At 58.6% G+C, this 15,810-nt stretch carries 12 protein-coding genes and 1 pseudogene; 8 read left to right on the forward strand and 5 right to left on the reverse strand.

Going from position 1 to position 15,810, the window contains the following annotated elements:
* Window positions 1–66: 66 nt before the first annotated feature.
* Window positions 67–2,277 carry an oligosaccharide flippase family protein gene (locus OHD62_RS28400; RefSeq protein ID WP_263789935.1) on the forward strand — a complete coding sequence of 737 codons (2,211 nt, stop codon included), beginning with the start codon at window positions 67–69 and terminating at the stop codon, window positions 2,275–2,277.
* 34 nt (window positions 2,278–2,311) lie between these two features.
* Here OHD62_RS28400 and OHD62_RS35770 read toward each other — a convergent pair.
* The 3 genes and pseudogenes from OHD62_RS35770 to OHD62_RS28410 all read right to left on the reverse strand — a co-directional run.
* Window positions 2,312–2,458, reverse strand: a pseudogene (locus tag OHD62_RS35770) (hypothetical protein); the annotation flags it as partial.
* A 290-nt stretch (window positions 2,459–2,748) separates the two neighbouring features.
* Window positions 2,749–3,816, reverse strand: a complete 1,068-nt coding sequence (locus OHD62_RS28405) for an NAD-dependent epimerase/dehydratase family protein (protein WP_263789939.1) — start codon at window positions 3,814–3,816, stop codon at window positions 2,749–2,751.
* Between the two features lie 266 nt (window positions 3,817–4,082).
* Window positions 4,083–4,826: a helix-turn-helix transcriptional regulator gene (locus tag OHD62_RS28410; protein ID WP_263789941.1), complete on the reverse strand. Its 744-nt coding sequence runs from the start codon at window positions 4,824–4,826 to the stop codon at window positions 4,083–4,085.
* A gap of 276 nt (window positions 4,827–5,102) precedes the next feature.
* Between OHD62_RS28410 and OHD62_RS28415 the strand changes: the two genes are divergently transcribed.
* Window positions 5,103–6,794: a PAS domain S-box protein gene (locus OHD62_RS28415; RefSeq protein ID WP_263789943.1), complete on the forward strand. Its 1,692-nt coding sequence runs from the start codon at window positions 5,103–5,105 to the stop codon at window positions 6,792–6,794.
* A 215-nt stretch (window positions 6,795–7,009) separates the two neighbouring features.
* Here OHD62_RS28415 and OHD62_RS28420 read toward each other — a convergent pair whose 3' ends face one another.
* Complete coding sequence (locus OHD62_RS28420; RefSeq protein ID WP_263789944.1) at window positions 7,010–7,684, reverse strand: LuxR C-terminal-related transcriptional regulator; 675 nt, start codon at window positions 7,682–7,684, stop codon at window positions 7,010–7,012.
* A 522-nt stretch (window positions 7,685–8,206) separates the two neighbouring features.
* Between OHD62_RS28420 and OHD62_RS28425 the strand changes: the two genes are divergently transcribed.
* From OHD62_RS28425 to OHD62_RS28450, 6 genes are read left to right on the forward strand one after another with little or no spacing between them, the layout of a single operon-like run.
* On the forward strand, window positions 8,207–8,929 hold the full coding sequence (locus OHD62_RS28425) for a nucleotidyltransferase family protein (RefSeq protein ID WP_107647721.1): 723 nt from the start codon (window positions 8,207–8,209) through the stop codon (window positions 8,927–8,929).
* A gap of 47 nt (window positions 8,930–8,976) precedes the next feature.
* Window positions 8,977–10,113: a DegT/DnrJ/EryC1/StrS family aminotransferase gene (locus tag OHD62_RS28430; RefSeq protein WP_263789948.1), complete on the forward strand. Its 1,137-nt coding sequence runs from the start codon at window positions 8,977–8,979 to the stop codon at window positions 10,111–10,113.
* Window positions 10,110–10,799 carry a sugar transferase gene (locus OHD62_RS28435; protein WP_263789950.1) on the forward strand — a complete coding sequence of 230 codons (690 nt, stop codon included), beginning with the start codon at window positions 10,110–10,112 and terminating at the stop codon, window positions 10,797–10,799. Before OHD62_RS28430 ends, OHD62_RS28435 begins: the two co-directional genes overlap by 4 nt.
* A gap of 30 nt (window positions 10,800–10,829) precedes the next feature.
* Complete coding sequence (locus OHD62_RS28440; protein WP_263789952.1) at window positions 10,830–11,834, forward strand: SDR family NAD(P)-dependent oxidoreductase; 1,005 nt, start codon at window positions 10,830–10,832, stop codon at window positions 11,832–11,834.
* The gene (locus OHD62_RS28445; protein ID WP_263789954.1) at window positions 11,831–13,105 is read left to right on the forward strand and encodes a hypothetical protein; all 1,275 of its coding nucleotides are present in this window, start codon (window positions 11,831–11,833) and stop codon (window positions 13,103–13,105) included. Before OHD62_RS28440 ends, OHD62_RS28445 begins: the two co-directional genes overlap by 4 nt.
* Complete coding sequence (locus OHD62_RS28450) at window positions 13,092–14,354, forward strand: polysaccharide biosynthesis/export family protein (protein ID WP_263789956.1); 1,263 nt, start codon at window positions 13,092–13,094, stop codon at window positions 14,352–14,354. The genes OHD62_RS28445 and OHD62_RS28450 overlap by 14 nt, the downstream gene beginning before the upstream one ends.
* 103 nt (window positions 14,355–14,457) lie before the next feature.
* On the opposite strand, the gene OHD62_RS28455 is transcribed toward OHD62_RS28450, so the two are convergent.
* On the reverse strand, window positions 14,458–15,801 hold the full coding sequence (locus OHD62_RS28455; RefSeq protein ID WP_318528629.1) for an HlyD family type I secretion periplasmic adaptor subunit: 1,344 nt from the start codon (window positions 15,799–15,801) through the stop codon (window positions 14,458–14,460).
* Between the last annotated feature and the right edge of the window lie 9 nt (window positions 15,802–15,810).

Genomic DNA, 15,810 nt, shown 5'->3' on the forward strand with positions numbered 1-15,810 from the left:
GAGCCACAAGCGGCTTCCAAGCAGTCGCGAAAATCGCGCCGGTATCGCCACGATCGGATTTGACCCATGATCATTGAACTCTTCGGGCCGCCTGGATCTGGCAAGAGAACCTTTGCTCACGCCCTTGCCCGGCGGCTTCGCGGGCAGGGGTACAATGCCAGGGTCGCCCCCGGTCACGCGCCTCGCGAAAGGGGATCGAGCGTCGACCTTGGAATCTTTCTGGCTATTTTCAGGATCTTGTCGGCAATATTTTCAACGTTGAAAATATTGCTCTCTCCAAGAGGCAGAATCAAAGACCTGTCGACGTCGCTTTCCATGACAAGAATGATCCCGCCAAAAAAACGAATATGGCGGGCCCGGCTCTGGCAGCACATATTGAAACTTTCGCGCCGCTGGGATGAGGCGAAGCAGTCCACAGACGTGGTCATATTCGATCAGGGCTATGTCCAGGCGGTTGCATCGCTGGCAATGCTCAATGGAACCGCAGACAAGGCCGCGCTCGCAAACGCCCTCAGCCTCGCGCCCAAAGCTGATTTCACGCTCCGAGTTGTGGCGCCACGCTCGATCGTGCAGACCCGGTTGCAGCAGCGGATTGAGCATGAGGCGCCTGCGGAGCGAATTTTCGAGACGGATTTTGACACAAGCATGCGCGCTTTTGGGGTGTTTCAAAGCTTGAATGATATTCTTGACGAATCCAATCGGAAAATCATTCCGATCGACACTCTCAACGATCGGTCCTCGTTAGAAGGCATCGAGTGTGTCGAGCAGAAGATAATCTCGAAAATTCTGCAAGCCGGAGGTCGACCTGCGGTCCAAGGTCGCGAGGATCATGAGGTGTTCGACGCCAACGGCGATGACTATGGGGATGTGAAGACGGCACGAACTCGTGCAGTCCCTCTTGCCGCGGCAGATGTCGTTTCGCGCCCCAACCAAGACATGGGCCGAAGTCTCGGCTATGCCACCGTCTTCGCTCTTATGATCTATGTCGGCGGCGCGGGATTGACCAGCCTGGCGCAATTGTTGATTGCGCGCCTCGTCGGTTCCACCAGTTACGGCATCTATTCCTACGTCCTGTCCTGGACCTCCGTGCTTGCCTACCTTGCAACACTTGGTTTCAATATATCCCTGTTGCGCTTCGTGTCCGCCTACCGGGCCAAAGGGCGGCTTGACCTGGCACATGGCGTAATCAGGTTCGCTCTGCAAAGAGCACTGGCAGCGGCGACACTGTTCGGCGTCACAGGCGCCGCCTTGATCTTTTTCTTTTCGGATCCTTCTCACAAGGAACTTGAAATCAGCCAGCTTCTAGGCATGGCGGCAGTGCCACTGGTCACCGCCTACGCCTTGGGCGCCACACTTGTCCGTTCTTTCGGCGGCGGCGTCTCAGCCCTTTTGCCGGAACGCATAGTGCGCGACGGCCTGCTGTTGACGTTGCTGGGAGTGGCGGCCTTGTCGGGATCGTGGACCCTTGACGCCACCTTGGTGATGAAGACTGTATTGATAAGCTCGGGCATTACTGTCGCACTGGTGTATATCCTCGCAACGAGATTTCAGCCGACCGGCTTGCGGCAAACTGAGCCCAGCGACGCGTCGCAAGAGTGGTGGGCCGTGGTTCCGCCAATCATGCTCATGGCCGGGCTTGATGTTTTCATCAATCGCGCCGGCGTCATGGTGCTGGGCTGGACAGGTCATATCAAGGATGCAGGAATCTTCGCCTTGGGCCTGAACGTCGCATTGCTTGTGGGTCTTTCCGTGGCTGCCGTCGGGGTGATGTTTTCGCCGGCGGCAGCGGCCCTTCATGCCCAAGGCGACCGCAAGGGTCTGCAGCAGCTATTCTCACGCGCCTCGATACTTTCGGCCTGCGGCGCCATTGCCATGGCTGCCCCCCTGGTTGTGATTGTCAAACCTCTCATGAGTTGGTTCGGCGATGATTTCAGCACAGGAGCGCCCATCGCGCGAGTACTGATGCTCGGATATGTCGCTGTCGCATTGTGCGGACCGCAGCTGAACCTGTTGACGATGACCGGCAACGAATGGGCGGCGGCCGTAGCCATGATCGTCGGCGCGGCCGCCGGCCTCATAGGCTGTGCGGTGGGAATAGAGCTCTACGGTCCACTTGGCGCCGCAGTAGGTCTCGCGCTTGCCCTGGCTGTCTGGAACGTGGCCATGGCGATCTTTATCAGCAAACGATTGAAGATCATGCCGGGGCTGCTCTTTGCGCTGACCTCGCTCAAAACGAGCACCGTTAACCGCCAGCTGCGATACTGGTTCTTGCACTGACCTCAAGCTGTCGCAGCCGTTCTGAGCGGTCGTGTTACCCCGCCAGATTCGATGCCTTTACCCGCTGAACCAGGGGACGAGCGAGGCGGCTGATTGGCGGCTTTGAGCCTAGGCTGCCATGGGGCCTGTGCCAATTGTACATGTGGGTCCAGACCGGAAGGTCTTGGGCTTGTCGATCTGAGGTCTCATGAGTGCTGAAGCCTGGTAACTCCAGTCTCCTCCGTTCGGTCCGAATGGACAACCTATCGAGAGCTCACACCTAGGGAAAGCGCTACGCGCTTTTCCCGGGAAAATTGCTGCGCACTTTTCCTGGATCTAAACGTCCATTCTGCGAGCGATGCGAGGCAGATCTCAGCTGAAAGACCTCCGCCGGCCTGGCAACTCTGAAGTTGCGGCCGGTGGAGCTTTGGATCTCAATTTCGTACTCGCTGCGCTCGGGCGTCGCCGCGCCTCGACAGAGGCGACTGATGCTCATACATGCATCAGGGTTTGTTGCTGCGTGCGCAGCTCGGCATCGGCCCCATGAAATTGTCGATACCATTCGACAAAGCGATGCACGCCGTCCTCGAGCGTTGTTGCCGGTGCGAAACCGACAGCCTCGCGAAGGTCGCTGACGTCGGCGCGAGTCTCCAGAACGTCGCCGGGTGGCAAAGGTACATCCTTGCGCAGTGCACGACGGCCAACGGCTGCTTCGATGATCGAAATCAGCCGATTGATCTCCTCGGGCCGGTCATTGCCAATATTGTAGACGCGATGCGGTGCGGAACTTGTAGCAGGATCAGCTGTATAAGCATCCCAATTCGAATCGGCGCTTGGCGGCGAGGCGAGCGTTCGAACCACGCCCTCGACGATGTCGTCGATATAGGTGAAGTCTCGCCAGACACGTCCGGCATTGGCCACTTCGATTGTCTTCCCCTCGATGATGGCGCGCGTGAATATGTAGACCGCCATGTCGGGCCGGCCCCAGGGGCCGTAAACGGTGAAGAAGCGCAGTCCGGTCGCGGGCAGGCCGAACAGATGACTGTAGGAATGCGCCATGAATTCATTTGAACGCTTGGTTGCGGCGTAGAAGCTGACGGGATGGTCGGCGCCATGGTGTTCGGAAAAAGGTATCGTTCGATTTGCGCCATAGACGGAACTCGACGAGGCGTAGACGAGGTGGCTGACGCCGACTTGCCGGCACCCTTCAAGCACATTGAGAAATGCCACGATGTTCGATTGCACATAAGCATGCGGGTCAAGCAGCGAATAACGCACGCCGGCCTGAGCCGCGAGATGCACAAAGTGTGACGGCCGAAAGTCTGAAAACAGCGACTTCACGCACGCCTGGTCCGCCAGATCCATTCGCAACGGAATGAACCCCGGCTCGGCACAGAGACGCGCGAATCGTGCTTCCTTGAGTCTTGGATCGTAATAGGGTGTGAAATTATCAACGCCCACGACTTCCACACCAAGATGCAAAAGCCGCAAGGCCACGTGAAATCCGATGAAGCCGGCGGCGCCGGTGACGACGATTGGACCCTTGCGGGCCAGGCTCATCACGGAGCGATCTGATTGCGATCGAATGGATCTGTTGTATGGATCATTGTCCAACTTGTCGGCCTTTCGAATTGTCGCCTTTCGAATTCATTTCAACCCTCTCGAATTCCACCGGATCCCGAGAATACGTCCCCTGAAATCGTACGCCGGCTTATCAGGCGCGGTTGGCGCCGTCAGATGCTCAACTATGTTGAAACGGTTCTGATTCCGATTGCCTTCGTCACCGGGCGGATGACACCGCCCGATGACAGGCTCAAAACGGCGCTCTATGGCAGAACCGAGATGCGCCCCAGAAGAGCGACCAATTCAGCCTGACGTTTCGTTTCGGTCTTGGCGAAGAGCGAGGCAAGCTGGGAACGAATGGTGGTGCGGCTGAGCCGCCAGCTGCGGGCGATCTCCAAGGGCGCATCGCCCTGGGCCAGGCGCAAAGCGAGGTTCGTTTCCGCGCCCGTCAGGCCAAACATCTTTTGAAGCGTGTGCGGATTTGGCCCGGACCTGCTCTCACGGTCGAGCAGCGCCACGATGCTCGTACCATCAGGAGCGATAGCCCCCGTCTCGTTCAATATCACCGGCCTGTCGCCGGCGCAGCGGATCACCACCCAGGACAATGAGCCCGGCACGAAATTGGCCGGAACATTCGCGATCAGACGCCTTAACGCGACCGAGAGCTCGCTGGCCGTATCAGCCGCTTCGCCCTGACGCGCCAGCGTAGCCTGAGCGGCTGCGTTCCATTCGACGACTTTCCTTTCGCGGTTCAGGATGAGATAGCCGCAGCCGATGCGATCAAGCATGCCGGTTATGGATTCCAGACTGCGTACCTTCGGCTCCTCGATCTCTGCGTCCGATCGATTTGATGCGCGGTCCGAAGGATAAGTATAAGATGGCCGCCTTGCATTCGCTTCACGGTCATACTTAGTTCTCATCACAATGTATCGGCCGGTAGCGGCCTCGGTGTGCCTATCAACCAGTGTCATTTTTTTAACCCCCTGCCAAAAGTTTCGCCAGCCCAAAGTAATCTACCCGGGATTTACAAAACAGTTTCCTATATGCCGGTTGACAAAAATGTCGTCCGCCATTTAGAAACCCTGTATCTTCTGAGGAGTTCTGACCGAAGTCATGCTCCCCCCGCCCTTGATAAAATGCGCCCCACGATAGTGATGTGGCAATCCGGCAGTCGTACTAGGTTGTACGTTTCTTGCTCTAGTCTCGACGGGCTAGTCCGAAGGTTGTAGTCTATGCCTATGAAATTGCATCCGCCTCGGTCCAATTCGAACCCGACGAGCAGAATGCTGACTCATCTTGCCTCTCTACTGGTATTGTTCGCTACACTGATGTTTGAGATAAAATCATCAGTATATCTTGGAGGAACTGCGAGTTTTCTGGAATTTATTCCAGCGATTATTATTATCGCCTACCTTGAAGACCGGGTGCCCGCGCTTGCGGCGACGATTCTGATGGTGGCTGTCGGCCTATGGGCACGGGGGCTGAGTCAAATTTCCAATGAAGATTGGGCACGCGCCATCTTGCTTCTGGTCTCGGGCGGGGTGATCGCCATGACGTTCCATCGGCTGCGAAAGGACTTGCATGAGGTGGTGGGAGTTGCAGAAGCCAGGCTGGCTGCCGTCGAAGCAACCGAGGGTCGCTACCGCTGGGCGTTTGAACGTGCCGCCATGGGATTCGCAAACTCCAACGAGAAAGGCGAGCTTCTACAGTCCAACAGACGCCTTTGTGAGATGACAGGCTACAAGGAGGAGGAGCTTGCCCAATTGCGGCTCAAGACACTCGTCCATCCAGACGACCGCGACGCCCTGGCGCAATTGTTGGCGGGCCTTGGTAATGACGCCGCCTCGTTTGGTTCGGAGGTCCGCCTGTCAAGAAAGGATGGTACGGCATTCTGGGCCCGGCTGACCCTGTCTTCATCCGTGCCCGATGGGGTTCTCCCCGAGAGCATCTTTGTGGTGGTCGATGATATTTCGGAGCGACGCGCCGCGCACGAAGCGCTCCGGGCTCAAAAGGAGTGGCTGGATCTTGCTTTGTCCGCCGGACGCCTGGCCACGTGGCGGATCGACCTCAAGGAGGGGACCGTCACAGGGTCGGGCACATTCTGGGACATTCTCGGCCTGCCCCCAGCCGCAAGCCGCCTCCTGGAGGAACTGGCAGCTGTCGTTCATCCGGCGGATTGGCCAAAGCTGGCAGCATCGAGAAAGCTCGCGCCGGTCACGGATTACGACATTGAAATACGCGTCCGGCGGCCGGACGGACATATCCGATGGGTGGCTCTGCGCGGAAGGGAGGATAAACACGATAATCATCCGCAGCGGCTTGGAGTGGCCGCAGACCTGACCGAACGACGGCAAACCACACTGCTGCGCGCCGCGGCAAAGAAGCGTGAGCGCATCATGCTCGAGCAACGCCATAGATTCAGCAACCTGTTCCCGGTGATCACCGCGCTCGTGAAAATGGTCAATGTCCCAGACAACAATGTCGCCAAATACAAGGAGACGCTGATCGACCGGATTCGTGCGCTTGAGGCAACGCATCTGCTCCTTTCGGGCAAGGGGAACCAGTCGGCGATGCTCCACGATCTCGTCGTTCAGGAATTGCAACCGTATATGGGAACACGTGACATCGCCGTGAGCGGTCCTTCCGTCTCCATGTCGGGAGGCGCCGCCGAGAGTTTTGCGATGATTGTGCACGAACTCACGACCAATTCCATGAAACATGGCGCACTTGGCGATTCAAAAGGCCGGATCGAGGTAAATTGGACCTTCGCATCCGAGGACGCCGGCAGTGACGTCGTCTTCGAATGGTTGGAATCGGGGCGGCGGCGAACTTCAAATGTTGTTCGTCACGGTTTCGGTTCGATGATAATCGGCGTCGATGGGGCGCCGCTTGTCGGTCATTCTCCCAAGCTGGAAATGTCGGATCACGGGCTGCGGTATTCGCTAAAGCTGTCGCGCAAGGAAATCGGCCTTTAACACATCGGCTCGGAGTCGATTTTTGGAAGGCAGAATGCAGATTTGGAGGTCCGGGTGTCCTTTGCGCGTCCAATAAGGGCGCGCCGCGTTAAAGCGCGTCGCGTTTGACCGACCTTGTGCGACGCGCTTCGGATTGTTGTTTATGGATGTCGCTATCGCAAAACCGCTGCCCACCCTCGGGTCAAGCCCGAGGGCATGCTTTCGCGCGACATGCATTAGTTGGCATTCTTTGTAAGCCAAGTCTTCAGCAAAACGGCCGCTTCTGTCCGATTCCGCACCCCAAGCTCACGCAGCACCGCAGCGGCATGGATTTTGGTCGTCGCCTCGGCAATTTCCAGATCGCGCGCAATTTCCTTGTTCGAATATCCTTCCGCCATCAGCTTGAGCACTTCCTGTTGCCTCGAAGTCAACCTGCCAAGATTGGCACTGTTGGTACGTCGGGGCTGGATTTGCTCCGGAGGCATAGGTACGTGAGTTGTTTGCCCCGCACCTGGACGCGACAGAAGTGCGGGGACGTAGATGCGGCCCGCAAGGATTTCGTTGACGGCCAGCACGACCTCCTCGTCTCTTTGCGACTTTACGATATAACCGTGAAGCCCGATCGAAAGAGCCGTCAGTATTTCCGCGCGTGAATCATTTCCGGAGACGATCGCAAATCGCGTATCCGGATATGCCGACAGGATGCCGCTGAGCACTTCCTGGTTGAACAATCCCGGCATGTTCAGATCCAGAACGGCCAGATCGACGAAAGCCTGCTCGGCCAACAGGCTGAGCACGGCATCGAAACACGACGCCTCAAAAATCTCGACACCGGGAATACCTGCGGTCAGTGCCAACCGCAGGCCACGACGATACAAGCCATGATCGTCGGCGATAACGATTCGGTACATTTTGAACTACCCCAACGCACTCTGAATGGATTGAACGGCGATGGACTTGAAAGGGTGCCCATCCGCTCGTCGATTCATCCAGTCAACGCCAGCGGTGCCCCACACCACAGACGCCAGATTGCTAATATAATCCTAGATAACGGAAAACGCTTCTTTTTTTTTGAACTGCCGTTAACAGGACCACCTGACCTTGTCAGACATCCGTTCTGAACCCAGTAACCCTGGCCGCAGCACCCTCCGCCTACCTTGCGACAGGCGCCTCGAGAGGCGCCGATTTCGCCCGTCAGAACAGCTTCAGCCATAGAACACCAGAACGGCTGGATCGTTACCATTCGAATGCACGACGACATCCACCCCGACCGCCACTTACCATCCAACCTATGATGCCCGGACCAAAGCGTCTGTGGGATTTCCCACAGGCCTTATCAAGGAACAAGAACGTGACTTTCCGGGTGATGAACAGGGGTAGGGTGGCCGGCTCATGACAATGGTGATCAGGCCTAACGAACACGGGAGAAGCAAATGAAAGCGGTGATTCAATGTGGTGGCATGGGGACACGCCTTCGTCCCTTCACATCAGTCTTGCCGAAGCCGCTCATGCCGATCGGTGCTCGGCCGGTTCTCGAGATGCTGCTGAAATGGCTACGACGTAACGGTATCCAGGAAGTCTACATCACCACCGGATATCTCGGGCATCTGATCCGCACGGTCTGCGGAGATGGCTCGCAGTGGAATCTGAAAATCCGATATACCCAGGAGATGGAGCCGCTCGGCACCATCGGACCGCTCTCCTTGATCAGGGATGAGTTGAACGAGCCTTTTATCGTTCTCAACGGCGATGTCCTTACCGATCTAAGCATCAGTCGCTTTGTGGCAGCCCATCGCAAGCACAACGATCCGGTGACGATCGCCACAGCTTCCCGCCTGCACAAGATGGACTTCGGCGTCATAGACGAAGTCGACAACACCGTGCAGGTCTTCCGCGAGAAGCCGACGCTTTCGCATCTGGTCAGCATGGGGATCTACTGCATGAACCCGGATGTTATGCAGTTCATTCCGTCCGGCATACCGTTCGGGTTCGACGACCTGATGCTGCAGATGATGCAGAACGGTACGCCAGTCCACGTGTACAAGCACGATGGCCTCTGGCTCGATATCGGGCGCGTCGACGACTTTCAGAGTGCACAAGCCATTTCCTGGGAAGACCAGTCGGCCTCGATCGAGGTCACTGCCACGGCTGCGTGACGAAATCACCAAGCCCAGTCCCGCAGTCAACAATCTAGGAGGTCATGATGCTCTTGGTCAGTGCCCCAATTTTGGGTGTGCCGGAGAAAACAGCTTTGTCCAAGGTCATCGACAGCAGTTGGCTGACGATGGGCGAGCAGGTGAAAGCCTTCGAAGAGGCTTTCGCCAAGGCGCACGACGCGCAGGATAGCGTCGCGGTCAGCTCCTGCACCGCAGCGCTCCATCTCATCCTGCACGCGCTCGGCATCGGACCAGGCGACGAGGTCTTGGTCCCGTCGATGACTTTCGTGGCGACGGCAAACGCGGTTCTTTATGTCGGCGCGACCCCGGTCTTTGTCGATATCGAGTCGGTCGACGTACCATTGATGTCGCTCGCGGAAGCTGAGGCGCGGTGCACGGAACGCACCAAGGCGGTCATTCTCGTGCATTTCGCCGGCTACCTGGCCAATCGGGAAGAATGGCAGAGGTTCGCCCGGTCCCGAGGGCTGCACATCATTGAGGATGCCGCGCACGCTCCGGGCTTGAAAGAGGTCGGAACGTACGGCACCGCAGCCGCTTTCAGCTTCTACGGCAACAAGAACATGACCACGGCGGAAGGCGGGGCGGTGATCGCCCGGGACCCCGAGCTGCTCGAGAAAATCCGCCAGGCCCGCGGACACGGGATGACCTCAGGGACGCACCAGAGGCTGAACAGCCGTACGGCGCACTATGATGTCACCATGCTTGGCTTCAACTATCGCATGGACGAAATGCGGGCCGCAATCGGACTGGTCCAACTGCAGAACTTGCAGGAATGGAACGAAATCAGGCGTATCCTGGTCATGCTCTATCGACGTCTCGTCGCAAAACACTGCCCGGCCGTGACGATCCCGTTCCACGAACCACGGACATCGGCCTACCACATCATGCCTGTCCTCTTGCCACGCTACGTCAACAGGCAAGACGTTGTCGACGCATTGCGTGCGGAGGGGATACAAACCACCGTTCACTATCCGCCCGTGCACGAGATGACGCTCTATCGCGAGCTTTCCCCCGGGATCCATTTACCGCGGACCGAGGACTTTGCTCAGCGCGAGCTGACATTGCCACTGCATCCCCAGATCACTGCGCCTGTAGTCGAAGCGGTCGTGGTCGCTCTTGCCGCCGCGGTCAACGGCCGCGCCCAAGCAGGAACCGCCGCATGAATGCCCTAGACCTCTCTCTCCACCGATCTGGCATCTCAAGGGCCAGCCATGGGCTCGCCAGGCGAGCAATCGACCTCATATTGGCTGCGGCCGCAGCCATAATCTTTGCTCCGCTGATGCTGGTGATTGCCTTGGCGCTGTTTCTGGAAGGCGGCAGGCCTATCTTCTTTGCCCAGACCCGGGTGGGTGCGGGCGGCCGGCCCTTTCGCATGTACAAGTTCCGCAAATTCGATGTGCGGTGCGATTCCCATGGCTTCGCGCTGACCGTGGCCGGCGACAGCCGCATGACGACAATAGGGCGAATCCTCGCCGCCACCAAATTCGACGAGCTGCCACAATTGTGGAACGTCTTGAAGGGAGAGATGGCGATTATCGGACCGCGTCCCGAGAGTCTCGCCTTCGCCGATTGTTTCCGCGGCGGCTTTGAGGACATCCTGCAATACAAGCCGGGCTTGCTCGGCCCGGCCCAAGTTGTCTACCGCAACGAAGCCCATTGTTACCCTCAGTCCGGTGATCCGCTGCTGTTCTATCGCGAGGTCCTATTTCCGGCCAAGGCCAAGCTCGACCTTTCCTATTATCCGCAGCGCACCATCATCTCAGACATTGTCTGGATGGTGCGTGGTTTTCTCGCGGTTGTCGGTCGGGTCTGGTCGTCGCCGCAAACCAGCATCCAAGAGCAAGGTTAGCGCGTCACGCTTACAAGGGGGCACCTACTTATGAACTACAAGGGCAGGAAAGTTCTGGTCACTGGCGCCGATGGGTTCATCGGCTCGCATGTCACCGAAGCGCTCGTGCGGAGCGGGGCGGATGTCACGGCGATGGCCCTCTACAATTCCTTCGACAGCCACGGCTGGTTGGATGATTTGCCGGATAACATTCGAAGCCAGCTGAACCTCATCCGCGGCGATGTTCGCGACAGTGCGTTCGTCAGCCGGGTGATGCGTGGCCAGGCGGTGGTGTTCCATCTCGCGGCACTTATCGCGATACCATACTCATATGCCGCAGCCCAATCCTATGTAGAAACCAACATCCTGGGCACGGTGAACGTCCTGGAGGCGGCCCGGCAGTGGGAGACGGAGCGTGTGGTGCAAACCTCGACCAGCGAGGTCTACGGCACGGCGCTGACCATGCCTATCAGTGAATCCCATCCGCTACAGGGCCAGTCACCCTATTCGGCGTCCAAGATCGGCTCGGACATGATGGCCGAATCATACGCCAGGTCGTTCGATGTCCCGGTTGTCATCCTGCGGCCCTTCAACACATACGGCCCGCGCCAGAGTGAGCGGGCCATCGTGCCGACCATCATAAGGCAGGCCCTCGATCCGAATTGTCAGGCGATCATGGTTGGAGACACAAGCCCGATCAGAGACCTTACTTTCGTGGAAGACACGGCGAGGGCATTCCTGGCCGCGGGTTCGGCCGATCTGGAATTCGGCCATGCCTACAATGCCGGTACCCAGCGTGCCGTGACCGTCTCGGACGTATTGGACCTGGTCATCGAATTGAGCGGCACCAAAAAGCCGGTTCATCGCGATGAGCGCCGCCTGCGGCCTCAGAATTCTGAGGTCCGAGCCCTGCTGGCAGATCCTTCGCGCCTCGAAAGCAAAACCGGATGGCAAGCACAGACCAGCCTGCGCGATGGGTTGGAGCGAACCATTGGATGGTGGAAGGGGCGCCTAAGCGAAGGCCGCGTACGGCGGGAAATGGGTTACATGACATGATCTTTCGGCAGCGTGCGTTGGCTCTGCTGTTCTTTGTGGCCGGCCTGTCCATGGATTTGCCTGCGGCCGGAAGTCGACAAAACAGCGAGCCGGCACAATTTGTCATGCCGGTGACGATGGAGCTGCCCGGCTATTTGCAGCCGGCGACGGACCCGGCGTTCGGGACAGAGTTCGTGCGCATCACCAAACCCGGCGTCCTTGGCAACGGGCTTGCATGCGGCAACGAATACTGCACCCATCGTTATTCCAGCGCTCAAGCTTGGAATTCGGACCAGAGCCTTCTCGTCATCACCAACGGCTGCAACGGCATGTGCTTTCTGGATGGGCACACATATGCCCCGCTGTTTCGTCGCGCTCGATCAATTGAGTGCGAGTGGAACCCGCAAAACGCGGATCTGATGATCTGTGTTGCCGGGCGGCAAGTGTCGACCTGGGCGCCACGGACCAATCACGAAGATGTCCTGTTCGTTTCGAACGACTATCGTGACCTGCACTTCGGGCCAGGCAAGGGCAATCCAAGCCGTGACGGTAATCGCATAGCCGTGCGCGCGCTCCGTGAGAATGGCGATGCGGTGGTTTTTGCCTATGACCTCAAGGAGCGGAAGAAATTCCCGGACATCGAGCTCGGTCAGCTTGGCGGAACCAACGGTGCCTGTTCGATCTCTCCGCTCGGAACCAGCATTCTATGCCTTCAGGAGATAATAAGCGGCATCCAACAGGCCTTTATTTTCAGCGTCGATGGCACTTTGCGTCAGAAGTGGATTGAACATCACCGGCCAGGCCACGGCGACATGACGGTCGATGAAGATGGCAGCGAAGTCTACGTAGGCATCAGCAAATCTGATCCGGACAAGTATCAGGTGATCAAACGCAGACTGTCCGATGGCAAGGTCACTCGGCTTACGAAATACGGCGAAGCCATGCATGCATCCCTGCGTGCGCTGGCCAGGCCTGGCTGGGTGTTCGTGACCTTCGGCGGTAATCCGGATGAAATATCGGCTAACCCGGACTGGGCGCCATATGCACAGGAAGTGATCGCGCTACGCATCGACGGCAGCGGGGAGGTCCGACGCATTGCGCAATCGAGAAGCACTCAGCTCGACTATCGAAGCGAGACTCATGCCTCACCATCGCCTGACGGCTCACAGGTAATTTGGTCCAGCAACTGGGGCGTGCCCAAAGGACCAGTCTACGACTTCGTCACTCGCCTCGACTGGCCGGAAGAGCCGAGCTCGAACCGGAAGGAGATTGTCAGCAATGGTATTGATTAATCGAACGCTTCTCGCCGTGTTTGGCATGCTATTCGTGATGGATATGGCGGCCGCAGCGGACGCACAGGTCCCTTACCGAATCTCCGCCGGCGATACGGTCGAGATAGGAATAGCTTCCGCCCCGGAACGAACACAACGTGCCGTGGTGCAGATGGACGGCACGATCGCGCTTCCCGAAGTCGGGATGGTTTCGGTCGCCGGCCTGACGTCGGCCGAATTGCAGACGCGCATGGAGACGCTTCTGCCGACCAAGATATTTCATCAGCGCCTGACCGACGGCCGAGAGCAAATGATCGTCATCAAGCCAAGTGACGTGACGGCCGTGATCGCCGAATATCGGCCAATCTACGTCACCGGCGACGTGCTCACGCCCGGGCAGCAGGCCTACCGGCCGCTGATGACCGTGCGGCAGGCGATTGCCGTGTCCGGCGGTTTCAGCCTTTTGCGGTCACGAGCAAACCAGGTTGGCCCCGATCCGGTGGATCTGCGGCGCGATTATGAAGGGGCTTGGGGGGAGTACACCAGAGACTATTTTCATAGCGCTCGCCTGCGGGCAGAACTTCAGAACCAGGCGAAATTCGACATGCAGGCGCCACAAGGGTCACCCCTGTCAGCGACTTTCGTGTCGGCAATCGCCCAGGCTGAAGCAGAAGGGCTGAAGCTCTCCCTGGACAACTTCCAGCAAGAGCAAAGCTATCTCGAAAAAAGCTCCAAGGATGCCGCGGAACAGATAGAGATGCTGCTCAAGCGCTCGCAAGCCGAAGCGGACGCAGTCAAAGCCGACGAGGCCGATCTGGCGCGGATAACGAAAGTGTTTCAGGCAGGCAACCTGACCAACGACAGGCTCGCCGAAGTCCGGCGCGGCGTGCTTCTCTCTTCCAGCCGGGCACTCGAAACGTCGGTCGAGCTCATGAGAACACGACGCCAGCAGGATGATGTTACCAGACAGCTCGAGCGCAATGAGAATCTGAGAAGGATTGGTCTCCTGACCGAGTTGAAGGATACCAACGTACGCCTTGCCGACACAACCGCAAGACTTCGCGCCGCCAGCCAGAAGTTGCAGCCGACAGGCGCGTCCGCCCAGCCGCTGCCGGTCGCCGGCGAGAGGATCGAGGCTCAGGTCACGATCGTCCGCAAGGTCGGCGAGGAATGGCGCAAACAGCCGGCCGAAGAAGACGCCGAGGTGATGCCGGGAGATACGATCGAGGTGCAGTTCGGCGGCGCCCTCGAAACCTCCGCGATCCAATAGAGCCTGCTCCGTCCCGATGGAATCGGGACGGAGGCTCCACTTGGTCTGGCTTACACACCTTGGTCGGGGAGGGCGCAACCGGTCTGCCTCGATTGGCGACGCCCTATTGCCTGAAGGCGCGGGAAACCTGGTCGGTAAAGGGTTTCAGGAGATAGGACCAGACATTGCGCTCGTCGGTGCTGATGTGGACTTCAGCGGGCATGCCCGGCTTGAGTATCTTCTCTCCCGCCAGGCAGGCCGCCTCGTTTTCGACGTCGATGCGCGCCGAAAAATATGAGAGCTCACGTTGCGGATCCTTGATCAGATCCGCGGAGACGCGGTTGACCGAGCCTTCGCACGCTGGCGTGGTTCCGACGTCGAAAGCCGGGAAACGGATTGAAACCCGCTGTCCGGGATGAATGTCGTCTATTCGCGCTGGAGGAATGAGCGCGTCCACGACAAGATTGTCGGCATCGGGCACAATCATCATGATCGCTTCCCCGGCACCAATCACGCCTCCGACGGTGTGGACAGAGGATTCTTGCACCGTTCCCGACTGCGGGGCGCGGATGTCGGTCCTGGAGAGTTCGTCTTGCGCCACCACCTTGCGCTCGCTGAGCTCGGTTTCCTTGGCTTCCGTTTCGCGAAGTTCGCCCGTTACCTCGCTGCGCATTTGGTCGTCGAGCTGAAGCACCTGCAGGTCGGTCTCACTGATTTTCGCCTGCACTTCCGCGATGGCCGCGAGGAGGCGTCCCGACTCGCCGCGAGTTCGCGTCTCCTCCAACTGAACATTGCTCAGCCTCTCCTTCGAGACCAATTTCTTTGCATAGAGAGCCTCGACGTCAGCACGGCTTTTGGTCAGCAGAGCCAGCGACTCGTCCATCGCCGCCTGCTGCGCCTTGAGGCCATCGATCTGACGCTCCAATTGCTTCGAGCGGCTTTGCAACTGTGCCTTCTGGCCAGCCAGCGCGGTGGCACGGCTTTCGAATACGGCGCGCTCGCCACTGACTAACGCCGCCACTTGCGGGTCGTCCATCCGGACTCGAAGGCTGGGTGGAAGCTGCATCTCCGGCAGACCCCGTCGTTCAGCCTCAAGTCGCGCCAGACGAACGTTGGCGCGATCCAGGTCTTCACTGACTATCTGCAGGTTTGACCGTGTCACCGTGTCGTCCAGCCTGACCAGAATGTCGCCGGCCTGCACATGATCCCCATCCTGGGCGAAGATGCCGCCGACGGTGCCGCCGGTTTGATGCTGGACTTTCTTTATGCTGCTTTCGACCACCACGGTGGCGGGCGCAATCACCGCGCCGGCAATCTTGGTCAACCCCAGCCATAGTCCTCCGCCGACGACCAGCAGGGCAGTGGTTGCCAGACCGAGAATAAGGTTGGCCCGGATGCCATCCGGCTCATCGATCGGGTTCGTCCCAATCCACTGGCTCGGGCCAGCGGCCGGGGCAAAGGAAGACATGGTCACGTC

Origin of the sequence: Mesorhizobium sp. YC-39, from assembly GCF_025753795.1 — a bacterium.
GTDB lineage: Bacteria > Pseudomonadota > Alphaproteobacteria > Rhizobiales > Rhizobiaceae > Mesorhizobium.